Raw genomic sequence first — 17,299 nt, forward strand, 5'->3', positions numbered from 1 at the left:
GATCAATCATCTATCCCTGCGGGAAACACTTCCCGCAGGGGGGGTGTTCTCTCGCATCAACCTGGAGAACACCATGTTTGACGAAATACTCGCGAAGATGGAAATCGTCATCGCGATCCTGATGCAGAAAATCGCAGCAGGACACGTTTTGCAGTGCGGCTATAGCGGGGGCAAGGATTCGACATGCGTTGCGCTTCTGATGCTCGAGGCAGTGCGCCGTTCGAAAGCAGCTGGTGTCCCGCAAGCCCGGCATTACATCGCGACGTCGGATACGCAGATCGAGAACCCTTCGCTGTCCAACCACCTTCACATCGCACTCGAAGAAATGAGTGCGTTCTGCGAGGACCACGATCTGGACGTAGAGGTTCATGTCGCAAAACCTTCGCTCAGCGCGCAGTTCGTCGTTTCTCACATCGGTCGGGGAACGTTGATCCGCACACCGGAGAACGGCGTAAAGAAGGATAAGGCGAGCGGAGAAAGCAAGACTGCTCGCGCGTGCGCCTCCGATTGGAAATTGGTCCCACTCGGTCGTCTTCGTGCATTGCTTGAGCGCGAAGCTGCGGGTTCAGGATACCGCGAAACCATTGTGCTGTTGGGTACGCGTTTTTCCGAAAGCCCTGTTCGAGCAGCGCTGATGTCTGAGCGTCAGGAAAGTCATCTGGAACCAACGCGACATAAGGATGGTTACCTGACTCTCTCATGCATCGCAGACTGGGATCTTTCAGACGTGTGGGACATGGTGTCGATGTTTTCGGATTCGCGTTTCATTCCGTTTGCCTCGCCACTGTCGATTCGCACGATCCAGCGGATGATCGATCTCTACCGGGCCGGTAACGAGGGTACCTGTGGCGTGACGATCGGCGACGGGGGAAACAAGTCAGCGTGCGGCAGTCGATTTGGCTGCGCGTTTTGTTGCGTGACCGGCGAGCGCGACAAGTCGATGGAGTCAATGATCCAGGAACCCGAGCATGCGCACCTGGCTGGGCTCAATCGCTTCCGGAACTACCTACTTGCAACGCAGTGGGACATGTCGAAGCGTGAGCTGGTCGGTCGCAAGATCAGCGCGGCCGGCTATACGAGGGTGCAACCTGACGTGTATTCGTACCAGCATCGGATCAGCTTGCTAAAGTATCTCGTGACTCTAGACGTGCTGGAGCAGGAACGAGCTGAGCAGCACCAGGCCGATCTTGCCGAAGGTGTTATCGAGGATACGGAAAGCAATCGTGAGCTGTGCGAGGTGCAGTTCCAGTTCGTGACGCCACAGCAGCTCGTGGCGGTCGACTTCTTCCTGTCGATGCATCACTACGCACCACATGCTTTTCCGGCCCTCTCTGTCTGGCACGACGTGTACACGCTGGGACGTCGCTATTATGTCCCGGTCGTTGAAACGAAGCCCAAGGTACCGATCCCGCTTCACGGATGGTATCGGGTGGGGAAGTACGATGCCGAGGCGCCGGTGGATGGTCTTCGGGACTACCTGGCAGAGCAGTGGAATCGCTTTCTCCATCCGGACCGTGTTTCCGCGTACGCCGTAACCACCAATGGTGAGCGCGTCGCGTATTTCGAGGAATGCGATCAGATGGAGGTCGACGCGGAAGAGGCTTGCGCGTTTGTGACCTGTACGTTCGATACCCGTTTCATGCTGGAGAGCCAGGTGTACCCTGCAATGTATTCAGCCCGCTTCTGGCTGAATGAAGGGATTCTCAAGCTGCCGGCCGGAATGGCCCAACGCTATCAGGAGATGGCTAAGCGCGGGCAGTACTTCGCCCGCTTGGCAGAGCGTCTGAACCTGACGCCTCGCGAACTGGATGATCACCTCATCCGCAACGCGATCAGCGACAAGGAGCACGATGCGCTGCTGAACGACGAGAAGAACGATATCTGGGATCTCCAGATGAACCTGTTCGGCGAAGCTGCCTGATCGAACGAAGCCCCGCCCATCCATTGCGATGCGGCGGGCCTTTTTTTGCCATTGCGGCGGGGAAGCGGTCAGGCGGCCGCGTCCTTCAGCTTCTTGAGCGCGCGAGCCTTGATCCGCACGGTCGCTGGCTTGGCCGGGAACCAGCGTTCTTCACCCGTGAATGGATCCTTGCCGAAACGCTTCTGTTTGGCCGGAACCTGCTGGACCGTAATTTTCAGCAGCCCGGACAGCGTGAATTCGCCGGCGCCCTTTTTGTGCATGGCGCCGAGAATGGTTTCCTCAAGTGCTGCGAGCGTCGCTTTCGCAACCTTCGGCTCGACGCCGGCCTGTTGTGCGACGTACGCTGCGAGGGATGTCTTCGTGAACGTTTCCTTCACCGGGCCGGCCGGTTTCGCGGCGGGCTTCGCCCCCTTGGTTGCCACGGATGCCTTCTTCGCGACTTTCTTTACGGTTGCCATTCTGGAGGGTTCTCCTGTCGTTGAGATGCGGTCGGGCGAAATGCCCGCGCGAATTGATTCTAGCGCCGGAGAAATCGCAATCCACCTCTTCAGTCACTTATTTCGAATGGGACGTTGTGCACAAACATCGAATTTTTCCGGGAGGATTGATGTAGCAGCCAACGGGTAGTGACTGCCGTGCGAAAATAGCTTCCTGATAGGAAGCAAATGGAAGGCGCGACACGCCCACTAGAAACAGATTGGCCGGGCAGTACGATTCACGCATCTACCGGGGGGAAACCCAAAGGACCATCCATGAAAAAAGTGCTCGTCTGTCTCGCCGTGGCCACCGCGCCGATGTTTGCCCACGCTGGCTTGCTCGATTCGGCGCTCGAGGACATTGGCGTCTGGCACCACTCCGATACGTCTTCGCAGACGGCAAGCAAGTTCGGCCCGAACGATGGCCACGAATACGGGAGGCCGTATTCGCGTGAGCACGGCGGCGTCCACAAGGCCGGGTACGGCCGTAGTGGCGACGATAACGGGAACGAGGACCAGGCGGCGCGCAATGCGCCTCATCATCGCGCCGTGATGTACCAGGCGGCCGGTACGGTAGAGCTCGGTTTCTCGCCGAACCGCGGTGCAATGGACGTCGTGATCGACGTGATCAACAGTTCCACCAGCACTCTGGATGTCGCGGCCTACGAGTTCACGAACAAACGCTACGAGAACGCGGTGCTTGCGGCGATTCGGCGTGGTGTGAACGTGCGCATCGTGGTCGACGCGAAGGAAAACCTCAACAATCCGAGGTCGATCGCCGGTCCGTTGGCGCAGGCCGGCGCGAAAGTGCGCTATGTCGACGACGCGCCGCTCATGCACGACAAGTACACGATCGCCGACCGCGACACTGCGGAAACGGGCTCGCTGAACTACACGGTCCGCGCCGAGAAGTACAGCCACGAGAACGCACGCGCAGACTGGCACAACCGACAGGTCGCTGCGTATTACGAATCCGACTTCGAATATATGTGGGAAAACGCGCACCCGTGGCGCTGATCGGCACGAGGCTTTCCAAGTGCGGCTCCAGCGGACGGGCCGAGCCGGATGGCTGGCCGCATGAGAAAGGCGCTGAAGGCTCGCCAATCCGAGCCTTCAGAGTCGCCCCAAGGATCAAAAGCGCGTCAGTCAGCACACTTCCTGTCAGGAATGAAACTCGTGCTATAGTGGCTGCTGATCCAACGGTAGCTGGACCGAATCCAGCCTATGTGTCCTCTGCGGAGGGCACTTTCTACTTTACCGCTTGCCGGTAACTTTCAATTCAACCCATGTGGGGCTCGCAGCCCGGCATGGGCTCTTGCTCCACGACACCTTAGGAGCAAGAAAATGATCCACGTGAAGACCGGCTTCGGAACGGACGTTACTGCCGCATTCCGCGCGGTTGCAGAACAGGCGGCTGGTGCGTTTTGGAAGCAAGTCACAATCGGCTTTCCCGAAGTCACCACTGGCGATTCGCTTTTGTCGGGGGAGGACGAGGGCGCCATGTATCTCTGGCTGACCGGCAAGGTCGGTGACTATCCTCAAGACGAGTGCATCGACAAGGCCCCCTCTTGTGTCGATGCCGCTCGCGTCGATTTGGTTGTCGAAACGAGTCTGCAGGCCGCCGCTTCGGTGCTCAAGCAATGCAACCCCGAGTTGACAGAGGCTCCCGATTCGGTGCGATCGCTACTGGCGAGTTGTGTTCGCCATCAGCTTCGCTGGAACTATCCGAGCGGTGGTGAGATTGCTGGGCACAAGCAAGATCTGCTGGCCCGGGGTCTCAAGGTTGAAGGCTCGGGCGAATCCAATACGGAATCCGATCGTCCTGCGAATGAGTTTACCGACACCGGCAGACTGAATTCGAGTGGTGATCAGCCACGCTCTGGCGGAGCATCCACCGAGCTGCTGGTTCGTGATCGTGTCGATATGCCGACCTGGAAGGATCTGGATCCCGAAGTCGCTGATCTCCCTGTCAGTACGCACGTAGGTGGCGTCGTGTCAGAATTGCTCACGCAGTTGCAGGGCATCATCCTGACACAAACGGAAATGGAGTCCGAGTACATCCAGCAGTTGAAGGAAATCGGCCGGCGCCAGTCCGAAATCTGGTTGTTCGGCTGACCGCCGACGAAGAACCACGCTTTCGCGTGGTGCCTCACGAGTTCTCAAAATCTGTTTGCGAGACCCGCCCGCCTTCCGAAAGGACGGCGGGTTTTTTTTGAGGGTAGCGGCATCCAAAACTGTCTGGGAGCCCTTGTTTTCACGCACGGGCGCTTCAGAATCGATGCATGGACATTCAGTTTGCCCCCGAACGCCAGCACCCTGTCAGGCCAGCCCCGGATAGCAGCCGAGAGCAGGGTGCTGTGCGGCGTCAGCCGATCTACTCGGCGCATAAAAAGGTCTTCAAGATTGAGGGTCGAACATTGACGGCTTGCGTGCATACGCCGACATGGGCAGCCCTGGGTTGGCCGCTCCACGTTGCGATCACACTCGATCTTGGCGAGATGAAGGTGTTTCGCTCTTCCGTGAAGCTGGGCGATGCCACAGCCGACGATTTTGATGCTATTTGCTCGAGAGTGCGGCTGGTGCCGTGCTGCAGGTGTGCGACGGTCACGTTTGGTGCTGCAGCTTACGAGGAGGCTGGAGACGAAGTGTGCATGCTATGCATCTGCAAGGATGCGATCGACCCGGGTTCTTTGATGGGATTGCGGCCCATCGACCAAAAGGAATACGGCAAGCGGCTGCTGGCCAGGATCACCTCCAACAACCGCAAAGAAGCGGGAGAATCTATTGAGGGATAGGAATCATCTGAAAGGGCGGCGCCGTCCCGAGAGAGAACCGGGCAAAGGAGACGATGCATTCCGGAAAGGGGTGCGCGTCGAGTTCAAGGCATATTTCAGTGGCGTCGAAGCCGGCGCGCGTGGAGTGATTCGGCGGGTCGATGAATACCGGATCTCGGTCGAAGTCGGTGATCGCCGCGTGAACGTACCGCCCAAGCTGAAGCACGACGTGCTGCGTGCCGTCGACGAGAGCGAGAGCTCGCAGACCACGGTCGTCATGTCGCTGCGATGCCCAGCGTGCATGGCGTGGCACGTCGATTCGCCGGGTTGTGAGCCGGGCCCGCACAAGACGCACCGCTGCCGCGTGTGCGATCACGAGTGGTCACCGCGCGAGTTTGCGACGCATGGAACCGACGCGGCTTCGTACAGTGACGTTTTCCTGGCGCGTGTGATTCGCAAGACGCTCGACAAGGTTGCGCCAGACGAAGGTCTCGAAGTGCAGGACCAGGACGTCGAGATGTTCCGTACCTTCCTCGACCTGCTCGAGGAGGAGGCTCATCTTCGAATGCGAGCGCGAATCGACGGATTGTGCGACGCATCGCGTATCATCGACGCCGTCGTACAGCACAATGAAAGCCAGTCAGCCGTGATGCTGGCCGAGGCGGCGTTGCTGTTCAAAAGCGCGATCGCAAGAAACCGTCATGGCAAGCCTGCGATTCTCCGGCCGGGTGAGGTCGATGACGTGCAGCACACGGATGCAGGCGGCCAGGAGACCTTCGGAGGATGGTGACGGTGCTGTTTGAACTGAGCGACAAGGACGCCGCGGCGGGCAGCGACTCGTGCGGGCCGGCCCTTACCGATCGCGAAAAGCCCCTGGCCCGCGTGTCCCGCGCGGAGGCAGCCGCACAGCCCTCGCACGTCAGCCCTTATGATGCGCTGACTGCGGCGTTGCTCAATCTCTACGAAGAAGTCAGCTTGAGCAACCGGAAGCGGATGCGGCGCGGCGGCGCCCCAGAGCATGCTGTCTCGGTCGCGGCCATCGAGCGAGTGCTGGTTCCCGATTTGTTGTCTGAGGCCATTACGCTCGATGCCGGGTGCCGCGTGCGCGTCAGGATGGATGTGACTTTCAAGCCGCGATCAGCGTTGAACGCTTCGCGCGGTCGGCTCGGTACCGTGCTCACCGTTGCCGAAGACGGAGAGGTAACCGTTAAGCTCGATCCGACGGGCGACCGAGCTGCGGACGTGCTCAAGTACCAGCGACTTGCGCTGCTTCCTGTCGTGGACGTCAACGGTGATGTGCTGCGCGCGGTGGACGCGATTCGCCCGAGCGAGGCACAGATGGTGGCCATGATGCAGGCGTTGATTGCCGAACTGGGTGCGGGACGCGTAAATCCTGACATGGCGCGGCGCATCCTCATTGCGGCGAACGTCGCACTCAATCGGAACCCTGCCGCCGGCGTCGTCACGCGAAACTGACGCGGGGTAGACACGCTCATTGCTTCGCGTCTGGAGACGATCGAACCCCAATTTCCATTTCGCTGGATCTTCTCTTTACGAAGGAAAGAACCGGCGAATACGCACTATTTCGAAGTGGTTCCAGATAGGAATTTCTGGCCCAATCGGCGTATCGCGGGGTAACGCGCCCCGTTATCGGAAGACCTAGAAATACGCCACGACCCGGGCATGCTGAGGTTGTCGACGCCAACACGTGCGTCTTTCCCTCGAGTGATTTCAAGCGATGCAACTGGACCTCTTCTCTCACGCCGCGAGTGCTTACGCCGACGCCCCCAACGGACGGCTGACGAACGCCGAGTTCTACCAGGCGGTGGCCGAGCGCGCAAACATCGACCCTAGCGAGCTCCAGAAGAAGGGATCTGACCAAGATCCGGTCAAATTGCTATCATAAGCCTGAAAGTTATGAAGCGACGGATCTCTATGCTTTGATGGAATAAGGAACTCGGGCCGTGAATGCGTCCCTGAGCTATCGCGTCCGCTTGCGCGTCGGCATGCAGACAGGTCAACGTGGTCAGTCAGCGCGGGACGGTCGCGTCCTTAGCTGACTGGTCTGAATGTGCGGTCTCTTACGCGGACATCGTTCGCAGCAAACCCCGCATGACATCCTCCAGGGTATCGTGCCGGGGACCGTCAGACGCCGCCGCTACGACCCGGAGTACGTCACCTTCGAGCCTCGCCTCCCACGAGACGATACGGCGGCGGTCATGGGGAAAACGGGCCACTTTTTCCTCAATCAGGCGCTCGATGCGCTGTGTGACCTCACGCCGTATTTCGGGTGGAACACTTTTGTCGAATCCGATCTGATCACGTAGCGCTTCAGCACGCTCGCTCTCGGGCAGGAGGCTGGTATTCCACGCCGCAACTATCGCCGTCAGTGCGCTCTGATATTCCTCCAGTGTTGGATGATCGGATACCTCATCCTGAAGCAGTTGGGCGAGGGGCCAGGAGATTTTCTGCTCCGGCGGCAGGTCATTACGATCGAGAACGATAGCGTCGGGGATCCCTGACTGAACCGCTCCCCGTCGCAATGCCTCCAGGTCGCGCGTGCCCAGCTTGCGGGCGCGCGACGATTTTTTCTGCTGGCTGGCTTTGCCCATGTTTCTGTCCCCTTCGCTGCGTTCTGAATCCGAAAATTATAGCGGCCAGCTGGTTGCACAGACTGGCACAAGTGTGACGGCTTTGCCGGATTTTTTGCGCTACACTGGCCAGCCCATTCGAGATCCGGAATCCGGCATGGCGACCATCGAACGTACCGCGTATCCGAGGTTTCCCAAGGGTTTTTCACCGGAGGAACTGCAGGCGTTCTATACGCCGGACGTCGAAGAGCTTGAGTGGGTGCGCCGCAACGCGCGTGGCCAGTCCTCGAGACTGGGCCTGCTGGTTCTGCTGAAGGTCTTTCAGCAGATGCACTACTTTCCCTTCGTTGACGCCATTCCCCCCGTTGTCATCGAGCACATCCGGGCGAGCGCGAACATAGGCGCCGAGGCCGCATTCGGCTACAACAGGGCAAGGTCGCCCGCCTTGTTTCGTCACTATGCGGCAATCCGAGAATTTCTCGGCATCCAGTCCTACTACGGCTCCGATGCCAACGAAATCGCGGTACGCGCGACACATGAGGCCGCCGAGACGATGGATCAGCCGGTGGACATCATCAATGCAACCATCGACAGCCTGATCCAGCAGCAGGTCGAACTGCCCGCGTTCTCGACGCTCGATGCCATTGTGGAGCAGATCCACACGCGAGTTCAAACAGCGCTGTTCCGACGTGTCTCGCGTCGCCTCTCTGATGAGGACAAGGCCCAACTGGACCGGCTGATCAAGCGCGAATTCAACCAGCGCCAGAGCGCGTACAACACCATCAAGCGATACGCCTTACGCCCATCGCGAAAGCATATCTCCCTGCTCGTCGACCATCTTGCCTGGCTCGATGGTTTTGGCGACTTCAACCATGCGCTGGAAGGTGTTCCCGCGACAAAGCTGCGCTCCCTCTCGACGCAGGCGATGAGTCTGGACGCGGCGAATCTGAAGGAAACCCTGCCGGAGCGGCGATATACGCTCATTGTCGCGTTGCTGCATCAAATGCGCGTGCGAGCCCGCGACGACCTGGCCGAGATGTTCATCCGTCGTATGGGCGCAATCCACAAGCGGGCCAGGGAAGAGCTAGACCAGATCCAGGCACGTCAGCGCGAACAGATGGAAAGCCTGGTCGATACGCTTGACGGCGTCGTCAATATTCTCGACGACTATACCGACGACACCGAACTTGGTGCGCGTGTTCGCCAATATCTGGCGCCGTCGGGCGACCTCGAACCATTGCGCGAAAGCTGTGCCGAGGTCCGGGCCTACAGCGGCAGAAATTATCTGCCGCTGCTGTGGAGGCATTTCAAGGCACATCGATCAGTACTACTACGTCTGGCGCATGCACTGGCATGGAGCTCGACCACCCAGTCCGAGTCCTTGCTGCAGGCAATGGAGGTCGTTTTCAGGAACGAATCGCTTCATCGCGAATGGATCAACGTCGAGGTCGATCTCAGCTTTGCTTCCGAGCGCTGGCGCAAGCTGGTTTTCCGCCCGCCCGAGAAGGGTGCGACGACAAACCGGCGTTATCTGGAACTGTGCGTACTGTCCGCCATGACGAGGGAACTGCGCAGCGGAGACCTGTGCGTAGCCGGCTCGGATGCCTTTGCAGACTATCGCGATTACCTGTTGCCCTGGCATGAATGTGAGAAGCGCCTGCCGGGATACAGCGAGAGGCTTGGCATTGCCGACAGCAGTGCCGGCTTTGTGGCGCAGCTGCGCGAATGGCTCTCCGATGCCGCACGCCAGTTGGATGAGCGTTTTCCCGAGAAGTCCGACCATGTGACGGTCAACAAGGCAGGTGAGTTTGTTGTCCGTCGCACCACGGCGACGGTCATCCCGGAAAGCGCGGTGGCCCTGCAAAAGGCGATCGTCAAGCGCATGCCTGTGCGCAATCTGCTGGACGTACTCGCCAATATCGAGCACTGGACACATTTCACACGACACTTTGGTCCGTTAAGCGGCAATGATCCCAAAATCCGCGACGCCGAACAGCGGTACCTGCTTACCATCTTCGCAATGGGGTGCAATCTTGGTCCCACCCAGGCCGCGCGCCACATGGGTGACAGGATCACGCCGCACATGATGTCGTTCGTCAACCGCCGGCACTTGAGTCTCGAACGCCTTGAGAGTGCACAACGCGAGCTGATCGAACTCTATCTCCGGCTTGACCTGCCGAAGCACTGGGGAGACGGCAAGACGGTGGCAGCCGACGGCACCCAGTACGACTTCTACGACAACAACCTGCTGGCAGGCTATCACTTCCGCTACCGGAAAATGGGCGCGGTCGCCTACCGCCACGTCGCCGACAACTATATCGCGGTATTCCGGCATTTCATCCCGCCGGGCATATGGGAAGCCATCTACGTGATCGAAGGGCTGCTTAAGGCTGGATTGAGCGTTGAGGCCGATACGGTGCACGCCGACACCCAGGGGCAGTCGGCTGCGGTGTTCGCCTTCACCTACCTGCTGGGCATCAAGCTGATGCCGCGGATTCGCAACTGGCAGGACCTCAAGCTGTATCGCGTGGATGCTGCGACCCGATACAAACATATCGATGATCTTTTCGCGGAAACGGTTGACTGGGAACTCATCGGGCGCCACTGGAAGGACCTGATGCAGCTCGCGCTGTCGATCCAGTCTGGAGCGATTTCATCGCCCCTTCTACTGCGCCGTTTCGGTGCGGCCAGTCCGAAAAATCGCCTGTCCCTGGCGGCCGAGGAGCTTGGCAAGGTGGTTCGCACGGTATTCCTGCTTGAGTGGCTCGGCAGCAACGAACTGCGACAGGAGATCACCGCCACAACCAACAAGGTCGAGTCCTATAATGGCTTTGCCAAGTGGTTTTCGTTCGGCGGAGATGTGTTGCCAGTCAATGACCCGGACGAGCAGCAGAAACGCCTGCGTTACAACGACCTGATGGCTTCGGCCGCGATCCTGCAGAACACGGTGGACATGATGCAGGCGTTGCGATCGATGGTGAATGAGGGCATTGAGGTCAATCCCGACGACATTGGATTCCTCAGTCCCTACCTCACCAGCAACCTGAAACGTTTTGGCAGGTACGAACTGGATTTTGGACACGTCGAGGGGTGGATACACGATCACCTGTTCGCCGGCCCGGTCCGTTCCCTGCGGAGATCCCGATCCCATGCCCGACCTTGAGACTCCCTATGGCATCGTCGATGCCGACGCGCTGGAATCATTGCAGCAGCGATACGACACGACCGTCATCCAGCAGGCCGTGGATCTTTTCGACACCATCCGCGCCCGCTGCGAGCCCGATGGTTTGCGTGACGATCTTCTGCGCCTGCACGCCATGGCGCATACCGTTATCAATGGCGCGAGCCTGTCGTGCTCGACGGATGACCTTACGCTGGTCGAACAGGCTGATTGCACCATCGAGGAACTCGAGGACTGGATCATGGTGCTCGAAAAAATGATTCTCGCCTTGCGCCCCCTGCAGGATCTGCGATCCGAAACGGACGAACCACTGTGAAGCCTGCCTCGTACAAGTGGCAGTTCGCCCAGCGTTTCCGGCGCCACGCTTTCGGCTGGCGCTCGGACGTACCGATCCAGCGTATCAAGGAAGCGCTCGCGGAGATCCGGCAGGTGGCGCGCGGCGATACAGTGCTTGCGGCAGAGGGCGCTGTGAAATTTCTGGAGAAAGTTTCGCCCGCGCTGGAACACGTCGACGGGTCGTCAGGTGCGATCGGCACGGCCGTGAATCGTGCGATCGAAACACTGGTCCCGGTCATTGCTGGCGCACAGGTCGACACAGTCACGCGCCAGGCCTGGCTCGAGCGGCTATGGGAAGCCATTCAGGATCAGGGCGTCCCCTATATCGAAGGTCTGTCGGACGAATGGGACACACTCTGCGTGACGCCCGAAATCGCCAGCGAGTGGGCCGACAGGTTTATTGATCTCGTCGAGCACGTCTGGTCCGAGGGGCCCGGGGGATATTTTGCGGGGACACCGATCTGTCTGGCTTCGCTATATGCAGCTGGGCGACATGCGCAGCTGATCGCACTGGTGGACCGCGCTCCGTTCAAGATGTGGCACTACCGACGCTGGGGCGTCAAGGCACTGCTTGCGATGGGCAGAAAGGCTGAAGCCGTGGCCTACGCGGAAAACACGCGCGGCCTCAACAGCCCGGACGGGCAGATTGCGAAAGCTTGCGAGGCGATCCTGCTGTCATCGGGTCTTGCCGACGAGGCATACCGGCGCTATGCATGCGAAGCGAACCAGGGCACCACCTACCTGGCAACTTTCCGTGCCATCGCAAAGAAGTATCCGCACATCGCGCAAGAGACCATCCTGAGCGACCTGGTTGCTGCGTCGCCGGGCGAGCCAGGGAAGTGGTTCGCGGCAGCCAAGGACGCAGGCCTGTTCAACCAGGCCATCAAGCTGGCCAATGCCAGCCCGACCGACCCCCGGACGTTGACGCGCGCGGCCAGGGACTTTGCGCAGAAGCAGCCGGGATTCGCCATGGCCGCCGGTCTCGCGGCGTTGCACTGGATCTCGATGGGCTACGGCTACGAGATCACAGGTGTCGATGTGCTCGATGCAAGCCGCGCCACGCTGCAGGCAGCGGAACACGCTGGCGTCGATCCCGAATCCGTGCGGCAGCAGATTCGCTTTCTGGCCTCCGGAACCTCTGTGCACGCGGACTTTTTGAGTCGCGCCCTGCAGGCGATCTAAGCCGGAAAATCATCGTGAAAAATCCTGGCGGGACGTCTTTCGTGATCGGTACAGAGATAACAGTTATTATCTCTGTATTGACATTTCTGGACTAAACTCCATGTCATGAAAACGCGTCTCCCGAACCCGGTCGCCGCCGACATGCCGAACGATTTTCCCGATGCCGACGCGCTTGCCGCGCTGCGCGCCTGGTACGAAGGCGCATCTTCGCGTGACGCGGCCAGCCGGTACCTGCGGGACCGGCTCGGTCAGGGGCAGTCTGCACGCGGCGTCATCGGCCAGATCCGCCGGCAGCTTGCGCTTTACGCCCGCAGCCGGCAGCGGGCGGATCTGGCGACGCTGTTCGAATGCCAGGCCCACAAGCGCAGACATCATGCCCGTGCCACCACGCAGGCAGTCGAAACGTTGCGCACGCTGCCTTTACCGACGCCGCATATCGGGGATGACATTACGCGCTGGTTGCCGGATCGCGCTGTCCGTGTCCTGCACGCGGCGGGCATCCGGACCCTGGCTGATCTCACGGTAAGGATTCCCCGCCGTCGTCAGTGGTGGAGTGCCGTTCCGGGGCTCGGCCCGGCCAGTGCAAAGCGGATCGAGGCATTCTTTGTCGCGCATCCAGCACTCACGGAGCGGGCTCGCGCACTGATCGTCGCCGACCGGCAGTCAGTCGTGACGCCATGGGAGCAACTCCGGCTACCGCATGAGGTTGACGGATCCGCAGGCGTGTTCCGCGCACCGCTGTCGACCTGTATCCTGGGCGTCGACAACGATTACGACGCCGTCCAGGCATGGCTTGCGTTGCACGAATCCCCGGCCACGCAGCGCGCCTACCGTAAGGAAGCCGAACGGCTGATCCTCTGGGCCATTGTTGCCCGCGGCAAGGCCCTGTCGTCCCTGACCACGCGGGATGCAACTGACTACAGGGCATTTCTGCGCAGACCCACCCCGCGCGAGCGCTGGGTTGGACCGCCGCGGCCGCGCACATCAACAGACTGGAGACCGTTTGTCGACAACCTCTCGGCGCGTTCGATTGCGCACGCGCTTGCCGTGCTCAGCGCCATGTTCCGCTGGCTGGTGGAGCAGCGCTATGTTGTGGCCAACCCATTTGCCGGCATCAAGGTGCGCGGCAGCAAGCGCGCCATGGCCGTGGAAACCGCGCACGCCTTCACCGAAGGAGAATGGCTGCTCACACGCACCATCGCCAACGGGCTTGAGTGGTCGTACGGCTGGCAGGCAGCCGCAGCGCAGCGACTTCGTTTCATGCTGGATTTCGGTTACGCGACGGGACTGCGGATCAGCGAGTTGGCCAATGCGACTCTGCGAAACGTCGAGGTCGACGCCGCAGGTGATCACTGGCTTCACGTCACCGGCAAAGGCGGCAAGCCAGCCAGGGTGACCTTGACACCGCTCGCTCGCGCGGCGCTGGACCGGTATCTGCAGGAGCGGGGCCTGGCGGTAAGCCGGGCGCGCTGGAACCCAGTCACGCCGCTGATCGGTAGCCTGGACGACGGCGATGCCGGCATCAAGCCTCTGCGGTTGTGGGAAGTCATGCGCAGGTTTTTCCGGCAAGCGGCGCAGATTATTGAAAACGACCATCCGCCGCTCGCCGAGAAACTCCGTCAGGCTACGCCGCACTGGATGCGGCACACGCATGCCACTCACGCTATCGCCAAGGGCGTCGAACTCAGCGCCGTCCGCGACAACCTTCGTCACGCATCGATCTCGACCACGTCGATTTATTTGCATGCTGACGATGTAAAGCGGGCGAGGCAGTTTGCGCAGGCCTTTACTGACTGATTCCGTTATTCCAAAACCAACGGAAACCTCGTCACCCTTATAACCTCAAGGCTTATGATCGCAATTCGACCGAATCTTGGTCAGGGGCCAAGAAGGGTGTAATCGGCCGGGACGGCAAGGAGTATCTGACGCTCGCGCATGTGCTGCGCTGGCGACAGCAGGACCTCAAGCGCATGGGGGTCATCGAGCGGGTCGCAGGCAAGCGAGGGATCTGGGGATCCCCTTGATTTCAGCGCAATTTGCGACGGTAACGGACTCTAAGCCTGACGCGGGTTTGCGAGTCAGCCCTATTAAAATCTCGCGCTAAATCAAGCACTTCCTGTCTGGATATTTTCCTGCGTTCACCGGCAGGTCCCAAGTGCCGCCAGCCGGGCGCCGCCTGCAGCCGCCAGCCGGATGAGGCTGTTTTGCGGTGATAAAGATCGTTATCCTTGATACTGCCGTATAGACAAGTGAAAAAGCGGTTTTATAACGTTATATACGTGTGGAATAATCGGGCCGAGGTGATCCTCTTCCCCGCCAGGAGCCCTGCATGCCCCGTCCGGCCGCCGTTACCCCTGAACAGATCCGTTCCGCCGTGCTGTCGATGCTCGCCGAGGCAGGCGATGGACAGCCGCCCACCGGCGAACGCTTCCGCAAGATCGTGTCGGTACGGAAACTCCGCGCGCGGCTCGGCGCGGGCGATCCGGCAACCCTTGCGGGGGTACTGAACGCGATAGAGGCCGAAGTCGTGCGCGCGGGACTCGCCGACCTCGCGATGCCCGGCATCCCCGTCGAAATCGCGGAGCAGATGCGCGCGCTGTGGCAGGCGGCCGTGGCCGCCCAACTGGACGATGTGGTGCGCCTCAAAGCCGGCGCGCAGGAGGCGGTCGACGCGGCCGACGCCGCGCGCACCGACGCCGAGCTGCGCGTCGAACTGCTGCGGCAGGAGGTGACTGAACTGCGCGCGACGCTTGCGGCGCGCGATGCGGAACTCGCCGATCTGCGCGCAGCGCACGCTGCAATCACCGCGAAGGCGGATGCGCTCAAGGGGGCCGAACAAGGGTTGCGCGCCGGGCTCGACGCGGCCACCGAAAGCGTTGCGGAGATCGAGCGTACGCATGCGGGCGCGATTGCCTCAGTGCAGGCGCGTTACGAAGCGTTGTCGAAACAGCTGCTGCAGGAGACCGCGCACCAGCGCCAGGCGCTGCAGAAGGAACACGCGGGCTTCGCGTCGCAGCTGAAATTCGCCGAGCGCCGCATTGCTGCGCTGGAGGCGGAACGGGAGCGCCTCGAAGGCGAACTGACCGCCGAGCGCGACACGCGCCAGCAGGCGGTCGGCGAAGCGCTGGCGCTGAAGGCGATCAACACGAGCCAGCGCGCGCAGCTCGACGAGCTGTTGCGCACGCCGTTGCCCGCGAGCCGGTCCGCCGCGCGCCGGCTACGCCGCGCGGTCTCGCCACCGCCAGACGTACGACGGGCACCACGAAGCCTGACACGACGAAGCGCGCCAGGAAGCCATGAACCCGGCGATGAATCCCGCCGACTGGATCGACGTCGGCGTCACGCCACCGCGCCGCTTGCCAGACACGATCGACGCGGCTCTCGCGTATCTGGCCGACGCGCTCGGGCATGTCGTCTATGCGCGCTGGACGCTGACGACGATGAAGCGCCGCCACGCGTCGCTCGCCGACGCGAAGGTGGCGCACCCGGCCATCATGCGCCTGCTGCTCGTTCACGACGCGGCGGTCGAATACTGGGACCGCGGCCGCGTGCGTACCGTCGCGGCCGGCGACGCGCCGACGCCGGAGGCGGTGCTCAAGCGCGTGCTGCACACGCATCGCCGGCGCTTCAAAGCCGAGCCCGAGGCTGGCTTGCCTACCATGATGGGTGAGCCGAAACGGGAGACGGCGGTGCTTACCACCATGCCGCGCTCGCTGCTCGCATGGCTTGCGCGCGCCGGGCGCTTCGCGAATGTGGCGAGCGCGACCAACACGCTCGGCGTCGGCGACGATGCGCAGGCGGCGGCGCTCTACCTGCGCGATCGCGCGGGCCGCTCGCCGCATACGCTGCGCGCGTATCTGGCCGAATTGCGGCGGCTCGTCGCGTGGTGTGAAGCGCATCAGCTCGGCCCGCTGTCGGATCTGACGCGCCACGATCTGCTCGCGTACCGGCAGTCATTGCGCAAGGCCCATCGCGATACCCCCGGCGACGCGCACCGGAAGGTGTCGGAGGCGACGCAGTCCCGTGCCCTCGCGGTCGTCGCGAGCCTGTTTCGCTACTGGACCGAGACCGGTTATCTGACCGCCAATCCCGCCGCGGGCCTCGTGCGCGGCGGCCGTTCGCGCGCGAGCTTCGCGCCGCAACGGATGCTGCCGCCGGCGCTGCTCGCCGCGTGCGACGCGTCGGTCGCAGAAGCCTCGTCCACCGACGACGATGCTTTGGTCATCGCGCGGCGCCGGGCGATCTGGACGCTTTATCGCTACGCCGGCGTGCGCCTCGTCGAACTCGTCTGGTTCGATGAGGCGCAGTTGCCCAAGCTCGACGCCGACGACAGCGGGCGCTGGACGCTGCATGTGCTCGGCAAGGGGCGCAAGACGCGTGCGATTCCATTGCCGCCGATCTGCGTGCCGATTCTCACGACGTACCGGCAACTGCGCGGTCTGCCAGCGCAGCCGAGCCCGTACGAGCACGCGGCGCTGATCCACGGGCTCAAGGGTGGCTCGCTGCAAAGCTCGGGACTGTACGACGAGGTGAAGGCGATATTCATCACCGCGGCCGAGCGGCTCGAGAAAGCCGACCTTGCCGCTGCCGCGCGCCTGCGATCGGCGTCGCCGCACTGGCTGCGGCACGCCTATGCCCGCACGCTTGTTGTGGACCACCAGGTGCCATTGCCGGCTGCGCAGGCGCTGCTCGGGCACGCATCGGTGCAGACAACCGCCGGCTATGCGAAGACCGATCTGTCGCAGTTGCGCGCGTTCGTGGATATGACGTTTTCGGCACCGCGTCGGACTTGACAGGCATCATCCGACCGTCGCGCATTGGATCTCCTGAAGGACCGG

13 protein-coding genes and 1 pseudogene are annotated in these 17,299 nt (G+C 61.5%); 12 read left to right on the forward strand and 2 right to left on the reverse strand.

All coding sequences use genetic code 11. The features are described from left to right. Nucleotides 1-73 precede the first annotated feature (73 nt). Complete coding sequence (locus tag CJU94_RS36420) at nt 74-1,921, forward strand: adenine nucleotide alpha hydrolase family protein (protein ID WP_095423500.1); 1,848 nt, start codon at nt 74-76, stop codon at nt 1,919-1,921. 68 nt (nt 1,922-1,989) lie between these two features. Here the strand turns inward: CJU94_RS36420 and CJU94_RS36425 are convergent, their stop codons facing one another. Continuing rightward, on the reverse strand, nt 1,990-2,379 hold the full coding sequence (locus tag CJU94_RS36425; protein ID WP_095423501.1) for an HU family DNA-binding protein: 390 nt from the start codon (nt 2,377-2,379) through the stop codon (nt 1,990-1,992). 294 nt (nt 2,380-2,673) lie between these two features. Between CJU94_RS36425 and CJU94_RS36430 the strand changes: the two genes are divergently transcribed. From CJU94_RS36430 to CJU94_RS36450, 5 genes are all read left to right on the forward strand, one after another. Next, nucleotides 2,674-3,414 (forward strand): phospholipase D-like domain-containing protein, encoded by a 741-nt coding sequence (locus CJU94_RS36430; protein WP_095423502.1) that lies wholly within the window; start codon nt 2,674-2,676, stop codon nt 3,412-3,414. A 327-nt stretch (nt 3,415-3,741) separates the two neighbouring features. Continuing rightward, a complete protein-coding gene (locus tag CJU94_RS36435; protein ID WP_095423503.1) occupies nt 3,742-4,512 on the forward strand; it encodes a hypothetical protein in 771 nt (256 codons plus the stop codon). Nucleotides 4,513-4,679: 167 nt separating this feature from the next. Continuing rightward, entirely contained in the window at nt 4,680-5,192 is a 513-nt protein-coding gene (locus tag CJU94_RS36440; RefSeq protein WP_095423504.1) for a hypothetical protein, read from the forward strand. Nucleotides 5,193-5,262: 70 nt separating this feature from the next. Next, nucleotides 5,263-5,961 carry a hypothetical protein gene (locus CJU94_RS36445; protein ID WP_095423505.1) on the forward strand — a complete coding sequence of 233 codons (699 nt, stop codon included), beginning with the start codon at nt 5,263-5,265 and terminating at the stop codon, nt 5,959-5,961. Then, complete coding sequence (locus CJU94_RS36450) at nt 5,955-6,647, forward strand: hypothetical protein (protein ID WP_095423506.1); 693 nt, start codon at nt 5,955-5,957, stop codon at nt 6,645-6,647. The genes CJU94_RS36445 and CJU94_RS36450 overlap by 7 nt, the downstream gene beginning before the upstream one ends. Nucleotides 6,648-7,252: 605 nt before the next feature. Here the strand turns inward: CJU94_RS36450 and CJU94_RS41135 are convergent. Continuing rightward, entirely contained in the window at nt 7,253-7,783 is a 531-nt protein-coding gene (locus tag CJU94_RS41135; protein WP_157763860.1) for a hypothetical protein, read from the reverse strand. 136 nt (nt 7,784-7,919) lie between these two features. On the opposite strand from CJU94_RS41135, the gene CJU94_RS36465 reads away from it, so the two are divergent. From CJU94_RS36465 to CJU94_RS36490, 6 genes and pseudogenes are all read left to right on the forward strand, one after another. Continuing rightward, a complete protein-coding gene (locus tag CJU94_RS36465; protein WP_095423507.1) occupies nt 7,920-10,925 on the forward strand; it encodes a Tn3 family transposase in 3,006 nt (1,001 codons plus the stop codon). Beyond that, entirely contained in the window at nt 10,912-11,259 is a 348-nt protein-coding gene (gene tnpC / locus CJU94_RS36470; RefSeq protein WP_011875611.1) for a Tn3 family transposase post-transcriptional regulator TnpC, read from the forward strand. Before CJU94_RS36465 ends, tnpC begins: the two co-directional genes overlap by 14 nt. After that, nucleotides 11,256-12,461: a hypothetical protein gene (locus tag CJU94_RS36475; protein ID WP_011875610.1), complete on the forward strand. Its 1,206-nt coding sequence runs from the start codon at nt 11,256-11,258 to the stop codon at nt 12,459-12,461. The genes tnpC and CJU94_RS36475 overlap by 4 nt, the downstream gene beginning before the upstream one ends. Before the next feature lie 105 nt (nt 12,462-12,566). Continuing rightward, nucleotides 12,567-14,258: a site-specific integrase gene (locus CJU94_RS36480; RefSeq protein ID WP_095423363.1), complete on the forward strand. Its 1,692-nt coding sequence runs from the start codon at nt 12,567-12,569 to the stop codon at nt 14,256-14,258. A gap of 586 nt (nt 14,259-14,844) precedes the next feature. Next, nucleotides 14,845-15,132 (forward strand): annotated as a pseudogene (locus tag CJU94_RS42075) (DNA-binding protein); the annotation flags it as partial. Nucleotides 15,133-15,769: 637 nt separating this feature from the next. Next, nucleotides 15,770-17,254 carry a tyrosine-type recombinase/integrase gene (locus CJU94_RS36490; RefSeq protein ID WP_011875646.1) on the forward strand — a complete coding sequence of 495 codons (1,485 nt, stop codon included), beginning with the start codon at nt 15,770-15,772 and terminating at the stop codon, nt 17,252-17,254. Nucleotides 17,255-17,299 lie beyond the last annotated feature (45 nt).

Source organism: Paraburkholderia aromaticivorans (assembly GCF_002278075.1).
Classification (GTDB): domain Bacteria; phylum Pseudomonadota; class Gammaproteobacteria; order Burkholderiales; family Burkholderiaceae; genus Paraburkholderia; species Paraburkholderia aromaticivorans.